The 14376-nt window shown below is 62.5% G+C and carries 17 protein-coding genes; all 17 read right to left on the reverse strand.

All coding sequences use genetic code 11. From position 1 onward, the window contains the following. Positions 1–5: 5 nt before the first annotated feature. Positions 6–647 carry an imidazole glycerol phosphate synthase subunit HisH gene (gene hisH / locus LPB04_RS05280; protein WP_193687689.1) on the reverse strand — a complete coding sequence of 214 codons (642 nt, stop codon included), beginning with the start codon at positions 645–647 and terminating at the stop codon, positions 6–8. A 4-nt stretch (positions 648–651) separates the two neighbouring features. Next, positions 652–1242, reverse strand: coding sequence for an imidazoleglycerol-phosphate dehydratase HisB (gene hisB, locus LPB04_RS05285; RefSeq protein WP_193687690.1), 591 nt, complete (start codon positions 1240–1242; stop codon positions 652–654). 18 nt (positions 1243–1260) lie between these two features. Further along, the gene (hisC, locus tag LPB04_RS05290) at positions 1261–2358 is read right to left on the reverse strand and encodes a histidinol-phosphate transaminase (RefSeq protein ID WP_193687691.1); all 1098 of its coding nucleotides are present in this window, start codon (positions 2356–2358) and stop codon (positions 1261–1263) included. Continuing rightward, positions 2355–3197 (reverse strand): DNA-methyltransferase, encoded by an 843-nt coding sequence (locus LPB04_RS05295; RefSeq protein WP_193687692.1) that lies wholly within the window; start codon positions 3195–3197, stop codon positions 2355–2357. Before LPB04_RS05295 ends, hisC begins: the two co-directional genes overlap by 4 nt. After that, entirely contained in the window at positions 3194–4522 is a 1329-nt protein-coding gene (hisD, locus tag LPB04_RS05300; protein WP_193687693.1) for a histidinol dehydrogenase, read from the reverse strand. The genes LPB04_RS05295 and hisD overlap by 4 nt, the downstream gene beginning before the upstream one ends. A gap of 3 nt (positions 4523–4525) precedes the next feature. Continuing rightward, positions 4526–5209: an ATP phosphoribosyltransferase gene (hisG, locus tag LPB04_RS05305; RefSeq protein ID WP_193687694.1), complete on the reverse strand. Its 684-nt coding sequence runs from the start codon at positions 5207–5209 to the stop codon at positions 4526–4528. 18 nt (positions 5210–5227) lie between these two features. Continuing rightward, on the reverse strand, positions 5228–6478 hold the full coding sequence (gene murA / locus LPB04_RS05310) for a UDP-N-acetylglucosamine 1-carboxyvinyltransferase (RefSeq protein ID WP_193687695.1): 1251 nt from the start codon (positions 6476–6478) through the stop codon (positions 5228–5230). Continuing rightward, entirely contained in the window at positions 6479–6715 is a 237-nt protein-coding gene (locus LPB04_RS05315) for a BolA family protein (RefSeq protein ID WP_193687696.1), read from the reverse strand. Between the two features lie 39 nt (positions 6716–6754). Then, on the reverse strand, positions 6755–7522 hold the full coding sequence (locus LPB04_RS05320; protein WP_193687697.1) for an ABC transporter permease: 768 nt from the start codon (positions 7520–7522) through the stop codon (positions 6755–6757). After that, the gene (locus LPB04_RS05325; protein ID WP_193687698.1) at positions 7519–8439 is read right to left on the reverse strand and encodes an ABC transporter ATP-binding protein; all 921 of its coding nucleotides are present in this window, start codon (positions 8437–8439) and stop codon (positions 7519–7521) included. Before LPB04_RS05325 ends, LPB04_RS05320 begins: the two co-directional genes overlap by 4 nt. Positions 8440–8702: 263 nt before the next feature. Continuing rightward, positions 8703–8978: an STAS domain-containing protein gene (locus LPB04_RS05330; RefSeq protein ID WP_193687699.1), complete on the reverse strand. Its 276-nt coding sequence runs from the start codon at positions 8976–8978 to the stop codon at positions 8703–8705. 2 nt (positions 8979–8980) lie between these two features. Beyond that, on the reverse strand, positions 8981–9628 hold the full coding sequence (locus LPB04_RS05335) for an MlaC/ttg2D family ABC transporter substrate-binding protein (protein ID WP_193687700.1): 648 nt from the start codon (positions 9626–9628) through the stop codon (positions 8981–8983). Positions 9629–9707: 79 nt separating this feature from the next. Then, positions 9708–10508: an MlaA family lipoprotein gene (locus tag LPB04_RS05340; RefSeq protein WP_407943878.1), complete on the reverse strand. Its 801-nt coding sequence runs from the start codon at positions 10506–10508 to the stop codon at positions 9708–9710. Then, on the reverse strand, positions 10505–10978 hold the full coding sequence (gene mlaD / locus LPB04_RS05345) for an outer membrane lipid asymmetry maintenance protein MlaD (RefSeq protein ID WP_193687701.1): 474 nt from the start codon (positions 10976–10978) through the stop codon (positions 10505–10507). The genes LPB04_RS05340 and mlaD overlap by 4 nt, the downstream gene beginning before the upstream one ends. Positions 10979–11034: 56 nt before the next feature. Then, complete coding sequence (gene mlaE, locus LPB04_RS05350) at positions 11035–11817, reverse strand: lipid asymmetry maintenance ABC transporter permease subunit MlaE (protein ID WP_193687702.1); 783 nt, start codon at positions 11815–11817, stop codon at positions 11035–11037. Then, a complete protein-coding gene (locus LPB04_RS05355; protein ID WP_193687703.1) occupies positions 11814–12617 on the reverse strand; it encodes an ABC transporter ATP-binding protein in 804 nt (267 codons plus the stop codon). The genes mlaE and LPB04_RS05355 overlap by 4 nt, the downstream gene beginning before the upstream one ends. 271 nt (positions 12618–12888) lie before the next feature. Next, on the reverse strand, positions 12889–14352 hold the full coding sequence (locus LPB04_RS05360) for a glutamate synthase subunit beta (RefSeq protein ID WP_193687704.1): 1464 nt from the start codon (positions 14350–14352) through the stop codon (positions 12889–12891). Between the last annotated feature and the right edge of the window lie 24 nt (positions 14353–14376).

The following is a 14376-nucleotide window of genomic DNA, read 5'->3' on the forward strand; positions in this document are numbered from 1 at the left end:
GAGAGTCACGGCTTCCAGTGGATGAAATTGCGGTACAGGCGCAGCCCGGCGGCCGCGCTTTTCTCGGGGTGGAACTGGGTGGCGACGATATTCTCGCGCGCGACGGCACAGGTGTACAAGCCGCCGTAATCGGTTTCGCCGATGGTGTCGTCCTCGACTTCCGGCGCAACATAATAACTGTGCACGAAATAAAAATAGCTGCCGTCCTCGACGCCTTCCCACAGCGGGTGGGAGCGGGTCTGGCGCACGCGGTTCCAGCCCATCTGCGGGACCTTGAAGCGCGAGCCATCGTCCTGCACTTTTCCATCTAACTGGAACCGCACGACTTTACCCGGCAGCAGGCCCAGGCCCGGCGTACCCCCATTTTCTTCGCTTTCGTCGAACAGCATCTGCTCGCCGACGCACACGCCCATCACCGGACGGTTCTTCACCGCGCGCAGCAGCGCTTCCTCGGCGCCCGATTCGCGCAGGCTGTTCATACAGTCGCGCATCGCGCCCTGGCCCGGCAGCACGATGCGGTCGGCCGCATCGATGTCGGCGGCCAGGTTCGACACCAGGATGTCGGCTTCGGGCGCGGCGGCGCGCAGCGCCTGCGCTACCGAACGCAGATTGCCGAGGCCGTCGACCACTACGATCTTGTTGCTCATGGTGTTACAAACTGCCTTTGGTCGAAGGGATGATGCCGGCGGCGCGTTCGTCGAGCGTGGTCGCCATCCGCAGCGCGCGCCCGAATGCTTTAAAAACGGTTTCGCACTGGTGGTGCGCGTTCACGCCGCGCAGGTTATCGATGTGCAGGGTCACGCCGGCGTGGTTCACGAAGCCGCGGAAGAATTCGCCCGTCAGGTCGACGTCGAAAGTGCCGATCATGGCGCGCGTCCACGGGATGTGCATCTCCAGGCCCGGACGGCCGGAAAAATCGATGACCACGCGCGACAGCGCTTCGTCGAGCGGCACGTAGGAGTGGCCATAGCGGGTCATGCCCTTCTTGTCGCCGACCGCCTTGGCGATCGCCATGCCGAGCGTGATGCCGGTGTCCTCGACCGTGTGGTGGGCGTCGATGTGCAGGTCACCGACGGCCTCGACCTCGAGGTCGATCATGCCGTGGCGCGCGATCTGGTCGAGCATGTGGTCGAGGAAGGGCACGCCGGTGTTGAGTTTCTGGCGGCCGGTACCGTCGAGATTGACCGAGACGCGGATTTGCGTCTCGTTGGTGTTGCGGGTGATGTCTGCGGTACGGGTCATGAAAAGGTGCTCGTCGATTCAGGCGGCCTGGAGGGCGGCCTTGAGGGCATTCAGGAATGCGGAATTTTCTTCCGGGGTGCTGACCGTGACACGGATGCAATTGGCCAGCGATCCATGCATTTTACTCAAATTTTTGATCAGCATCCTTTCAGCCAGGAGTTTCGCGACCACATCCGCGGCATCGGGAACGCGCAGCGAGATGAAATTCGCAGCCGACGGAAATACTTCGACCCCGGGCAGGGCCGCCAGTTCGGCGGCGAGCCGCTCGCGCTCGGCATTGATCGCTGCCGCCTGGGCGTCGAGCACCTCGATATGGTCGAGCGCGAACTCGGCCGCGACTTGGGTGAGCACGTTGACGTTGTAGGGCGGGCGCACCTTCTCGAACTCGGCAAGCAGCTGGGGCGCGGCCGTCATGTAGCCGAGGCGGATGCCGGCCAGGCCGAGTTTCGAGACGGTGCGCATCACGACCAGGTTCTCGAATTCGCCGAGCCGGTCCATGAAGGTTTGACGCGCGAAGGGTTGATAGGCCTCGTCCAGCACGGCGATGCCGTTCTCGCCCAGCGCGTGCAGGATCGCTTCGATATCCTCGACGGCGAACAGGTTGCCGGTCGGGTTGTTCGGGTAAGCCAGGAACACGACGGCCGGCTTGTGCAGGGCGATCGCCGCCAGCATCGCTTCCATGTCGAGGGAGAAGTCGGGGTTCAGCTTGACGCCGACAAAGTCCGCACCCGCGAACTGGGCCGAGCGCGCGTACATGACGAAGGCCGGCACCGGCGCCAGGATCGCGGCGCGGCGCTCCTGGCTGGCGACGCTGGTGGCGACGATCTGGATCAGTTCATCGGAGCCGTTGCCAAGTAAAACGTCGTAGCCGGCCGGGATGCCGAGTTTGGCGCTGACCTTTTCCTTCAGGGTCGCGTAGGAGGCGACCGGATAACGGTTCAGCACGGCGTCGGCCAGGCGCTGGCCCAGTTCCTTGCGCAGTTCAAGCGGCAGCTCGTACGGATTCTCCATCGCGTCGAGCTTCATGTAGCCGGAAGAATCGGGCACGACATAGGCATGGGTGGTGCGGACGTCCGCGCGGATCACGTTGGCGATCAGGTTGTCGATAGAGCTCATGCTTGTTCCTCGGTGGCGCTGGCGGCGCGGATGACAGCCTTGGCTGCCCGCGCAATGCTCTTGCGCTGTTTGATGGTGGGTTGCGGTTCGGGCGCGGCGAGGCGCGCCTCGATGATGGCGCAGTATTCCGGGTTCAGTTCGAAACCGGCAAACTGGCGGCCCTGGCGGCGGGCCGCGATCGCGGTGGTGCCGCTGCCCATGAAGGGGTCAAGCACGACGCCGCCTGGTGGGCAGGACGCCTTGATCATGCGTTCGATGATCTCCAACGGTTTTTGGGTGGGGTGGTCGGCGCGCTCCGGATGCTCGCGGTGCAGGCGCGACACGCTCCATACATCTTTCGGGTTGTAGCCGACCTCCAGCCATTTCGCGCCGACGAAGATCGAGCGCGATCGCGCCTTTTTCGTCGCCGCATCGTAGGGGATGCGCACGGCATCGAGATCGAAATAGTAATCCTTGCGGTTCACGAAGAAGCCGATCGTGTCGTGCACGGATGAAAAGCTGCGCACGCTGCCGCCCATCGAGGGCACCCGGCGGTCCCAGATGATCTCGTTCATCATCGTCATGCGCTTTTTCAGCATCACGAAGATCTCGGGCGCGAAGCGCCAGGTCAGGAAGATGTACAGGCTGCCGTTGGGTTTGAGTTTCGGCAGCGCGGCGTCGATCCAGCTTTCGGTCCAGGCGAGATAGGCTTCCACGCTTTGCTGGTCGGAGCCGTTGCCGTAGTCCTTGCCGAGGTTGTACGGCGGGTCGGTCAGGATCAGGTCAATGGAAGCATCCGGGATGCGCGCCAGTCCCGCCAGCGCATCCTCGCAGAACACCTGGTCGACCCAGTCCGTCATGGCCGGGGCTTGGGCTGACTGAGGAGGCGTAGCTCGGCACTGCGCGCGTGCGCCTGCAGCCCTTCTCCATAGGCCAGCTCGGCCGCAACCTTGCCCAGGGTCTGGGCGCCCGCCTCGCTCACGTGCAGGATCGACGAGCGCTTCTGGAAGTCATACACACCCAGGGGCGACGAAAAACGCGCCGTGCGCGAGGTCGGCAGCACGTGATTCGGGCCGCAGCAATAGTCGCCCAGTGCTTCGCTCGAGAACTGGCCGAGGAACATCGCGCCGGCATGGCGAATCCGGTCGGCCCACTGCTGCGGGTGCTCGGCGGAGATTTCGAGGTGTTCGGCGGCGATGTCGTTGGCGATCGCGCAGGCTTCTTCCATGTCGCGCACTTTGATCAATGCGCCGCGGTCGCTCAGCGAGGTCGTAATGGTCTCGTGGCGCGGCATGGTCGGCAGCAGCTTGTGGATGCTCGCTTCGACTTGCGCGATGTAGTCCGCGTCCGGGCACAGCAGGATCGCCTGCGCCAGTTCGTCGTGCTCGGCCTGCGAGAACAGGTCCATCGCAACCCAGTCCGGATCGGTAGTGCCGTCGCACAGCACCAGGATCTCCGATGGACCGGCGATCATGTCGATGCCGACCGTGCCGAACACGCGGCGCTTGGCGGCGGCGACATAGGCGTTACCCGGACCGACGATTTTATCCACGGCCGGAATCGTCTCGGTGCCGTAGGCCAGCGCGGCCACGGCCTGGGCGCCGCCGATGGTGATCACGCGCGTCACGCCGGCAATCGCGGCAGCAGCCAGCACCATCTGGTTTTTCACGCCGTCCGGAGTCGGCACCACCATCACGATGTCTTTTACCCCAGCCACCTGCGCCGGGATCGCGTTCATCAATACCGACGACGGATACGCCGCTTTACCGCCGGGTACATAGATGCCGACGCGGTCCAGCGGCGTGACGCGCTGGCCGAGGACCGTGCCATCGGGCTCGGTATAGCTAAAACCGTTCAGTTCCTGCTTCTGGCGTTCGTGGAATGCACGCACGCGCTCGGCCGCTGTCTGCAGCGCCTCGCGCTGGGCAGGCGGCAGCGCGTCGAGCGCCGCTTGCAGTTCTTCCTGCGACAGGTCGAAGGCGGCCATGCTCCCGGCGCTGACGCGATCGAACCGGTTCGTGTATTCGAGCACGGCAGCGTCGCCGCGCTGCTTCACGTCAGCCAGGATTTTACTGACGGCCGTTTCGATCGCATCGTCGGTCGCGGCCTCGAAAGCCAGCAGCGCATGCAGCTGCTGCGTAAAACCGTCGTGGGTGGAGTCGAGTTTGCGGATCTGTACAGCCATGGGTCAGCCTTGTTGCGGTTGGAGTGTCGAGGCCTTCTCAAAAGCCTCGATGATGGGTTGCAGGCGCGCGCGCTTCAACTTCAGCGCGGCCTGGTTCACGACCAGGCGCGAGGAGATCTCCATGATCTTCTCGACTTCGACCAGGTTGTTCGCACGCAGGGTGCCGCCGGTCGACACCACGTCGACGATGGCGTCCGACAGGCCGACCAGCGGCGCCAGTTCCATCGAGCCGTACAGTTTGATGAGGTCGACGTGCACGCCCTTGCTTGCGAAGTGCTGGCGCGCGGTGTTCACGAACTTGGTGGCCACGCGCAGGCGCGCGCCCTGGCGCACGGCCGTCTCGTAGTCGAAGCCGGCATTCACCGCCACCGACATGCGGCAACGGGCGATGTTCAGGTCGACCGGCTGGTACAGCCCTTCGCCGCCATGCTCGAGCAGCACGTCCTTGCCGGCCACGCCGAAGTCGGCCGCGCCATACTGGACATAGGTCGGCACGTCGCTGGCGCGCACGATCAGCACGCGCACGCCCGGGTCGTTGGTCGCCAGGATCAGCTTGCGCGAGGTTTCCGGATTCTCGGTGACGACGATGCCGGCCGCTTCCAGCAGCGGCAGCGTGTCTTCAAAAATCCGGCCTTTTGACAGGGCCAGGATCAGGCCCTGGTCCGTCGATTGTGTTGCGATGCTCATGGCGCCTTTACTTAATAATTACTTGATGCGCACGATGTCGGCGCCGACCTTCGACAATTTCACTTCCATGCGGTCGTAGCCGCGGTCGAGGTGATAGATGCGGTCGATCAGGGTCGTGCCCTGGGCTGCCATGCCGGCGATCACCAGCGAAGCCGAAGCGCGCAGGTCGGTCGCCATCACGGGCGCCCCGACCAGGCGCTCGACACCCTTGATGAAAGCGGTGTTCCCTTCGGTGGAAATAAACGCGCCGAGGCGATTCATCTCCTGCACGTGCATGAAGCGGTTCTCGAAGATGGTCTCGGTCACGCGGCTGGGGCCGGCGGCGATCGTGTTCACGGCCATGAACTGCGCCTGCATGTCGGTCGGGAAGCCGGGATACTCGGTGGTGCGGAAGGACACCGGCTGCGGCCTGGCATCCATGCGCGCACGGATCGTGTTGCTGCCGATGTCCATCTGCAGGCCGACTTCGCGCAGTTTATCGAGCGCGACGTCGAAGATATCGGTGCGGGTATTCGTCAGCACGATGTCGCCGCCGGTAGCCGCGACTGCGCACAGGAACGTCGCCGCTTCGATGCGGTCCGAGATCACGGCATGCTTGGCGCCATGCAGCTCGGAGACGCCCTGGATCACCAGGCGGTCGGTGCCGATGCCGTCGATCTTGGCGCCCATGGCGACCAGCAAGTTGGCGAGATCCGTCACTTCCGGTTCGCGCGCGGCGTTTTCCAGCACCGTCTCGCCTTCGGCCAGGGTCGCGGCCATCAAGAGGTTCTCGGTGCCGGTGACCGTGATCATGTCGGTCAGGATGCGCGCACCTTTTAATTTTTTCGCTTTGGCATGGATGTAGCCGCCTTCGATCGTGATCTCGGCACCCATCGCGCGCAGGCCCTTGATGTGCTGGTCGACCGGACGCGAACCGATCGCGCACCCGCCCGGCAGCGACACCTTGGCTTCGCCGAAGCGGGCCAGCAGGGGACCGAGCACCAGGATCGAGGCGCGCATGGTTTTCACCAGTTCATAGGGCGCTTCCAGGCTCGTGATGTTGGCGCCGTTCAGGGTGACGTTTTCGTCGTCCTGGCTGACTTTCAAACCGGTCTGCTCGAGCAGTTTCAGGATCGTCTTGACGTCGTGCAGGCGCGGCACGTTCGACAGTTCGACGTCGCCGGCGGTGAGCAGGCCCGCGCACAGGATCGGCAGCGCCGCGTTCTTGGCGCCCGATACCGCAATTTCTCCGTTCAGGCGTTTGCCGCCAACGATTTGAAGCTTGTCCATTTAGCCTCCGTATTCTTCAGGCGTCAGGGTTTTCATCGACAGCGCGTGGATCTCTTCGCGCATGCGATCGCCCAGCGCCGCATAGACCAGCTGGTGGCGCTGGATCGGGCGCTTGCCGGCAAACGCAGGCGAAACGATCAGGGCCGAGAAGTGACGGCCATCGCCCTCGACCGTCAAATGCGTGCATTGCAGGCCGTTTTCGATGTAGCTGTGGATCAGTTCTGGAGTGGTCGACACGATAATTCCTAAATATTAATGACGCCTTAGTGGCGTAATTTAGTGGCGTAACTTATAGCCGCCGCGCAGCAAATTGATCGCCACTGCCGCCAGCACCGCGAAGAAGGCGGAGACGATGGCAAGGCTGGTCCACGGCGAGATATCGGACTGGCCGAAGAAGCCGTGGCGGAACCCGTCAATCATATAAAAGAACGGGTTGAAATGCGAGACCGCCTGCCAGAATCCGGGCAGCGAGTGGATCGAATAGAACACCCCGGCGAGGAAAGTGGCCGGCATGATCAGGAAATTCTGGAACGCGGCCAGCTGGTCGAATTTATCGGCCCAGATACCGGCGATCACGCCCAGCGTGCCGAGTATGGCCGCGCCCAGGATCGCGAACACGATGATCCACAGCGGCGCCGCGAAACTCAGGTGCGCGAACCAGGCGGTAATCGCGAACACGCCCGCGCCCACGGCCAGGCCACGCACGACGGACGCGGCCACATAGGCCAGCAGGATTTCCCAGTGCGACAGCGGCGGCAGCAGGATAAACACCAGGTTGCCCGTGATCTTGGACTGGATCAGGGACGAGGACGAATTGGCGAACGCATTTTGCAGCACGCTCATCATCACCAGGCCCGGCACCAGGAAGGCCGTGTAATTCACGCCCGGATAGACTTCCACTCGCCCCTCGAGCACGTGGCCGAAGATCAGCAGGTAGAGCATGGCCGTCAGGATCGGCGCGGCGATGGTTTGCGTCGCGACCTTCCAGAAGCGCAGCATTTCTTTATAGAACAGGGTGCGGAAACCGACAGATACAAAACTCACAGCGCGCCCTTTTCCATGATCTGGATAAAAATGTCTTCGAGGTCGGCCTGCTGCAGCTGCATCTCGTCGATGACGGCGCCCGATTCGCGCAGCCGCGCCAGGATCGGCTCGACCTCGGCGTATTCGTTGACGCGCAGGCTGTATTTATTGCCGCTACCGTTCCCGTGTTCGTCGTGCGAGACCAGGTGGCGCAGGTCCTGAGGTAAATCGCCGCTTTTCAGGTGCACGATCAGCTGCGAACCGGACACGCGGCGCAGCAGCGCGCTCATCGTATCGAGTGCAACGACCTGGCCCGACTTCAGCATCGCCACGCGCTGGCACATGGCCTGCGCTTCTTCCAGGTAGTGGGTGGTCAGCACGACCGTGTGCCCACCCTCCCGGTTCAGGCGCGAGATGAATTTCCACAGGGTCTGGCGCAGCTCGACGTCGACGCCGGCGGTCGGCTCATCTAAAACGATGACGGGTGGTTTATGGACCAGGGCCTGCGCGACCAGCACGCGCCGCTTCATGCCGCCCGACAGCGCGCGCATGTTGACGTCGGCTTTATTGGTGAGATCGAGGTTTTCCATGACCTCGTCGATCCATTTGTCGTTGTTCTTGATGCCGAAGTAGCCCGACTGCAGGCGCAGGGTTTCGCGCACGGTGAAGAACGGGTCGAACACGAGTTCCTGGGGCACCACGCCCAGTTTTTTTCTCGCTTCGCGGAAATCGGTGACGACGTCATGGCCGTGGATCTGCACGCTGCCGACGTCGGGCCGGATCAGGCCGGCGATAGTGGAAATCAGGGTCGTCTTGCCGGCGCCGTTGGGGCCGAGCAGGCCGAAGAACTCGCCCTGTTCGATCGTCAGGGAAACGCCTTTCAAGGCTTTAAAGCCCTTGTAGCTTTTCTCGACGCTGTTAATCTGGATCGCTGTCATTGTTCTTTGGAGTGGCTGCGGCACAGGCGTGCGCAGGCCGGGCGGGGAAACGACCCATTATAGGGGAAATCGGGAATGCAAGAGCCCGGCGGCATTGGACATGCCGTAGGCATGGGATAGTACGAGGTAGTGTGATGAACGTTGACGGCGGTGTAACGTAGGGTGGGCACTTGTGCCCACGCGGTACGACAGGCGATACGCCGCATGCATTCAAACCTTACGCGTGGGCACAGGTGCCCACCCTACGTTACTGCCAACGTACACTAGGACCGTGCCAGCAACCCATCCAGCCCGTACAGCTGCGTCAACGCATCGATATTGCCCGGCACATTGATGAACGTGAGCTTCTGCCCCGCATCGCGCGCGCGGCGCTGCCAGGCCAGCAGCAAGGCCACGCCGGACGAATCGGCGGCGCGCACGCCGCCCAGGTCGAACACGGTCTCGCCGGCCCGGATCGCGGCGCAGCCCTGCTCCAGGGCCGCGTCTGCGGTCTCGAAGGTGAGGGCGTCGAGCGACAGCATCGGATTTGCTTCGGCCATGTTTACTTAGGGGCCTTCAAGGGCTTGCTGGCCAGTTGCTTGTTGCGGTCGGCCAGCTTGGTGATCAGGCCGTCGACACCCGACTTGTTGATCTCGGCAGCAAAGGTACCCTTGTAGGTCTCGACCAGCCAGGCGCCCAGCACGTTGATGTCGTAGATCTTCCAGCCTTGATTACCCTTGGCCAGGCGGTAGTTCAGGGTGATCGGCTCGCCGCGGGTGACGTTCACCTGCGAACGCACTTCGACGTCGGTATCGGTCGGCTCCGCGCGCATCGGCTTGAACTCGACGGTTTCGTTCTTGATCTGCGACAGCGCGCCGGAATAGGTGTAGACCAGCAGCGTGCGGAATTCTTCCGACAGGCGTTTCTGCTGTTCAGGGGTGGCCTGGCGCCAGAAGCGGCCGGCCGCCTGGGCCGTCATTTTTTCGGCGTCGACATACGGCAGGATCTTGGAATTGACGAGTTCCATGATCTTGTTGCGGTTGCCGGACTGGATGTCCTTGTCGGCTTTCACGGTCTCGATGACGTCGGCGCTGATGCGCTTGACGAGCACGTCCGGCGCTTCGTTGGTGGCCGGGGCCGGCGCGGCGATGACGCTGGTGGCGAAAGCGAGGGTTGCGGCGGTGGCGATGAGTTGGGCGATTGGTTTCATAAGCTCTCTTTTCTGGTCGTTTGCGGGAGTCTGTCGGGCGCCGCGTCAAGCGGCGTCCTACGGGCCTTGCTACATTCCATTACTTCCGCTGCGTTTCGGTTGCGTTCGAGGCCGGTTCCGGCACCACTTGCGTGTTCGATGCCGGTACGTCTTCCTTCGGCGCATCTTTCTGCGGTCCCGACTCGCCGTCGTACACACGGCTCTGGCGGCGTTGCAGGTAGCCGTCACGGATGAACTCGTAACGGTCGAGCGCGGCTTCCTCGAACAGGTTCGATGCTTCCAGCACCGATGCGCGCTGGTCGACCGCGCGCACGCCGATACCGATGTTACGCACGTTCACCGGATTCTTGTAGGCCCATGGATCGGCCCAGATATCGGCAGGCAATGCAGCGGTGTCACGAATCGTAGATGGGCCCAACAATGGCAACATCAAGTAGGGACCGGAAGGAACACCCCAGACACCCAGGGTCTGGCCAAAGTCTTCGTTGTGTTTCTGCATCCCCGCTTCCGACGCGATGTCGAGGATTCCGGCGATGCCGAAGGTCGAATTCAGCGCGAAACGCATGAAATCGGTCGCGCCGTCTGCGCCCTTGCCTTGCAGGAAGTTGTTGACCGAGCTCCAGGCGTCCGACAAGTTGCCGAAGAAGTTACTCACGCCCGTTTGCGCGAAGCCCGGCAATACCTTCTTGTAGGCGGTCGCGGCCGGCTTCAGGGCCACGCGGTCGACCGTGTCGTTGAACGCGAACGTTGCGCGGTTGAATTTTTCCAGCGGGTCTTGCGGATTGCTCGGGGTGGCGCAGCCGGACAGCACGGCGCAGCTTGCCGCGGCCAGTGCCAGTCCACGCCAGCGCGGCAGCGACGTCATGTTCTTCTTCTTCATTTACTGTCTTCCTTTCCTTCGGCAGCCTTGCTGTAGATGAACTGATTGATCAGGTCTTCCAGCACGGTGGCCGATTGCGTACGGTTGATTCGATCTCCGTCGACGAGGTTTTTCGTGTCGCCGCCCGGTTCGATGCCAATGTATTGCTCGCCCAGCAGTCCCGCCGTCAGGATCTTGAGCGACGAATCTTTCGGGAACTTGTAGTTCGGATCCAGGTCGAGGCGGACCATGGCCTGGTAGGTTTTGTCGTCGAAACTGATGTTGCCCACCCGGCCGACCACGACACCGGCGCTCTTGACTGGCGCCTGTGGCTTCAATCCACCAATGTTGTCGAACTTGCCGACGACGGCATAGGTCTCGGCAAACGACAGCGAGCTCATATTCCCGGCCTGCAGCGCCAGGAACAACACGGCGGCAGCGCCCAGCAGGACGAACAGGCCGACCCAGACATCGATGATTTTACGGTGCATAGTATTTCCTAGTATTCAGGCCGTCTGTGCGCGGCCAAACGAAACGATTTTTATTGTTACTGCGTGAACATCAGGGCGGTCATGACGAAGTCGAGGCCCAGCACCAGCAGCGAGGCGATGACGACGGTGCGCGTGGTGGCGCGTGCCACGTCGGCCGGGGTCGGCTTCACGTGGTAGCCCTGGAACACGGCGGTAAACGTCACGGCAATGCCGAACACGAAACTTTTGATGACGCTGCTGACTACGTCGCGGTTGACATCGACGCCGGCCTGCATCTGCGACCAGAAGGCGCCTTCGTCCAGGCTGAGCATTTTGACGGCGACCAGGTAGCTGCCCATGATGCCGACGGCCGAGAACACGGCGGCCAGCACCGGCATCGCAATCACGCCACCCCAGAAACGCGGCGCCAGCACGCGCTGCACCGGATTCACCGCCATCATTTCCATGGCCGACAGCTGCTCTCCGGCTTTCATGAGGCCGATCTCGGCGGTGAGCGAGGTGCCGGCACGGCCTGCGAACAGCAAGGCGGTGACGACCGGGCCCAGTTCACGGATCAGAGACAGGGCGGTGAGCGAACCGAGTTTTTCCTCGGCGCCGAACTGGATCAGGTTCACGTAGAACTGCAGGCCCAGCACCAGGCCGACGAACAGGCCGGAGACGATGGTGATGACCAGCGAGTAGTTACCAATAAAGTGAACTTGCTCGGAAATCAGGCTCGGACGGCGCCAGGCGCCGGGCGAAAAACGCAGCAGGTTGAAAAACGCGCGCGTTGCAAAACCGAGGTTCTCGATCGATTCGCGCACGGTGGCGCCGGCGCCTTCAACGAAACGCATGATCATTTCTGCGCTCCCAGACCCAGGTCGTCGGCCAGCGACTTCCCTGGATAGTGGAAGGGCACCGGACCGTCCGGCTCGGCATTGACGAATTGTTTGACATACGGGTCCTGCGAGACGCGCAGCTCGGCCGGGGTGCCTTCGGCGACGATCTTGCCGGCCGACATGAAGTACACATAGTCCGCGATGGCGAAGGTTTCGTTCACGTCGTGCGAGACCAGGATGGACGTGGAGCCGAGCGCATCGTTCAGGTTGCGGATCAGGTTGGCGGTCAGGCCCATCGAGATCGGATCGAGGCCGGCGAATGGCTCGTCGTACATGATCAGTTCAGGGTCGAGCGCGATCGCGCGCGCCACGGCAACGCGACGCGCCATGCCGCCCGAGATTTCGCCCGGTTTCAATTTGGAAGCGTTGCGCAGGCCGACCGCGTTCAGCTTCATCAGCACCAGGTCGCGGATCAGCTCTTCCGGCAAGTCGGTATGCTCGCGCAGCGGGAAGGCGACGTTGTCGAAAATGGTGAGATCGGTAAACAGCGCGCCGAACTGGAACAGCATGCCCATCCGGCGGCGCAGGCGATACAGCCCCTCGGTGCGCAGCTCGTGCACGACCTCGCCGCCGACCCGGACTGCGCCGCGCTGCGGACGGATCTGTCCGCCAATCAGGCGCAGCACCGTGGTCTTGCCGCAGCCGGAACCACCCATCACGGCAATGAGCTTGCCGCGCGGGAAATCCATGCGCAGGTTCGACAGGATCTTGCGATCGCCGTAGGCGAACTCGAGATCACGTATTTCTACAAGGTTAGACACAGGGGGGATAGTCGGATTTTGGGAATCCCGTATTGTAGTGCAGAAACTGCAATCCCTGCTTGGGACAGCCCCGTTTCACTCCGGGTTCCGACGCGTGGCTACAACACTAATAACCGAAAAGTCAGATATTTCGTGCCGCAAGTCATTGTTTTTGTTGAGATATGCATATGTGTCAACGTTGCAGTTTGTTGACAGGAAACAACATTCCTACGGTGCAGCAAGCATTGCACGTTCCGTCCGATGGGCTCGAGAGCCCATCGGAGGCAGACACTTAGCGCGGCAGTACCGACGAGCCCATCAGGAACTCATCCACTGCGCGCGCGCATTGCCGCCCTTCGCGAATCGCCCACACGACCAGCGACTGGCCGCGGCGCATGTCGCCGGCGACAAAGACTTTCGGTACCGAGGTCTGGTAGCAGGCTTCGCCGTCGGTCGTGGCGCGCGCGTTGCCGCGCGCATCCTTCTGCACGCCGAAGGCGTCCAGCACCTGCTGCACCGGCGACACGAAACCCATGGCCAGGAACACGAGGTCGGCCTTCATCTCGAATTCGCTGCCGGCGACTTCGACCATCTTGCCGTCTTTCCACTCAACACGGCAGGCGATCAGCTTTTCGAGTTTGCCGTTTTTACCCTCGAAGCGTTTCGTGGCGACGGCGAAATCGCGTTCGCAGCCTTCCTCGTGCGAGGACGAGGTGCGCAGCTTGGTCGGCCAGTAGGGCCACACGAGGGGCTTGTTCTCGTGTTCGGGCGGCATCGGCATCAGTTCGAACTGGGTGACCGTCGCTGCGCCATGGCGGTTCGAGGTGCCGACGCAGTCGGAACCGGTATCGCCACCACCGATCACGACCACATGCTTGCCGGTCGCCTTGATCTGGTCTTTCAGCTTATCGCCGGCGTTGACCCGGTTTTGCTGCGGCAGGAAATCCATCGCGTAATGCACACCCTTCAGCTCGCGTCCCGGCACCGGCAAATCGCGCGGCTGCTCGGCGCCGCCGGCCATGACGACGGCGTCGAACTCATTGGCGAGATCTTCCGGGAAGATCGTGTCGCGCGCCATGTTGCTGACGGCAGCAGGGAAATCCTTGCCGATCAAGACGCTGGTGCGGAAGGTCACACCCTCGGCCTGCATCTGCTCGATGCGGCGGTCAATTAAACCCTTTTCCATCTTGAAGTCGGGGATGCCGTAGCGCAGCAGGCCGCCGATGCGGTCGCTCTTCTCGAACACGGTGACGTCGTGGCCGGCACGCGCCAGTTGCTGGGCGGCGGCCAGGCCCGCTGGGCCGGAACCGACGACGGCAACTTTCTTGCCGGTTTTGACCAGGGCCGGCTGCGGCACGACATAGCCGTGCTCGAAGGCGGCGTCGGCGATTTTTCGCTCGATCGACTTGATGCCGACCGGGTCGTCGTTGATGCCGAGCGTGCAGGCCGCTTCGCAAGGTGCCGGGCAGATGCGGCCGGTCACTTCCGGGAAGTTATTCGTCGAGTGCAGATTGTCGATCGCCGCACGGTAATTGTTGTGATACACCAGGTCGTTCCAGTCGGGGATCTGGTTGTTGACCGGGCAGCCGGTGTTGCAGAAGGGGATGCCGCAATCCATGCAGCGCGCGCCCTGCACCTTGGCCTGGCCGTCGGTCAGGGTGATGGTGAATTCCTTGAAATTCTTGACGCGTGCGGCAGGTTCCAGGTGATCTTCTTCCTGCCGTTGAAATTCCATGAAGCCGGTGATTTTGCCCACGTTTTATCCTTTTAATTTCGATGC

The sequence above is a fragment of the Massilia litorea genome, assembly GCF_015101885.1.
Lineage (GTDB): Bacteria > Pseudomonadota > Gammaproteobacteria > Burkholderiales > Burkholderiaceae_D > Telluria > Telluria litorea.

Coding starts and splice junctions, on each gene's coding strand:
- LPB04_RS05325 (WP_193687698.1), bottom strand. CDS start 8,439: ATGACAGCGATCCAGATTAACAGCGTCGAGAAAAGCTACAAGGGCTTT.
- LPB04_RS05335 (WP_193687700.1), bottom strand. CDS start 9,628: ATGAAACCAATCGCCCAACTCATCGCCACCGCCGCAACCCTCGCTTTC.
- hisG (WP_193687694.1), bottom strand. CDS start 5,209: ATGAGCATCGCAACACAATCGACGGACCAGGGCCTGATCCTGGCCCTG.
- murA (WP_193687695.1), bottom strand. CDS start 6,478: ATGGACAAGCTTCAAATCGTTGGCGGCAAACGCCTGAACGGAGAAATT.
- LPB04_RS05340 (WP_407943878.1), bottom strand. CDS start 10,508: ATGAAGAAGAAGAACATGACGTCGCTGCCGCGCTGGCGTGGACTGGCA.
- hisC (WP_193687691.1), bottom strand. CDS start 2,358: ATGAGCTCTATCGACAACCTGATCGCCAACGTGATCCGCGCGGACGTC.
- hisH (WP_193687689.1), bottom strand. CDS start 647: ATGAGCAACAAGATCGTAGTGGTCGACGGCCTCGGCAATCTGCGTTCG.
- mlaE (WP_193687702.1), bottom strand. CDS start 11,817: ATGATCATGCGTTTCGTTGAAGGCGCCGGCGCCACCGTGCGCGAATCG.
- LPB04_RS05295 (WP_193687692.1), bottom strand. CDS start 3,197: ATGACGGACTGGGTCGACCAGGTGTTCTGCGAGGATGCGCTGGCGGGA.
- mlaD (WP_193687701.1), bottom strand. CDS start 10,978: ATGCACCGTAAAATCATCGATGTCTGGGTCGGCCTGTTCGTCCTGCTG.
- LPB04_RS05330 (WP_193687699.1), bottom strand. CDS start 8,978: ATGGCCGAAGCAAATCCGATGCTGTCGCTCGACGCCCTCACCTTCGAG.
- hisB (WP_193687690.1), bottom strand. CDS start 1,242: ATGACCCGTACCGCAGACATCACCCGCAACACCAACGAGACGCAAATC.
- hisD (WP_193687693.1), bottom strand. CDS start 4,522: ATGGCTGTACAGATCCGCAAACTCGACTCCACCCACGACGGTTTTACG.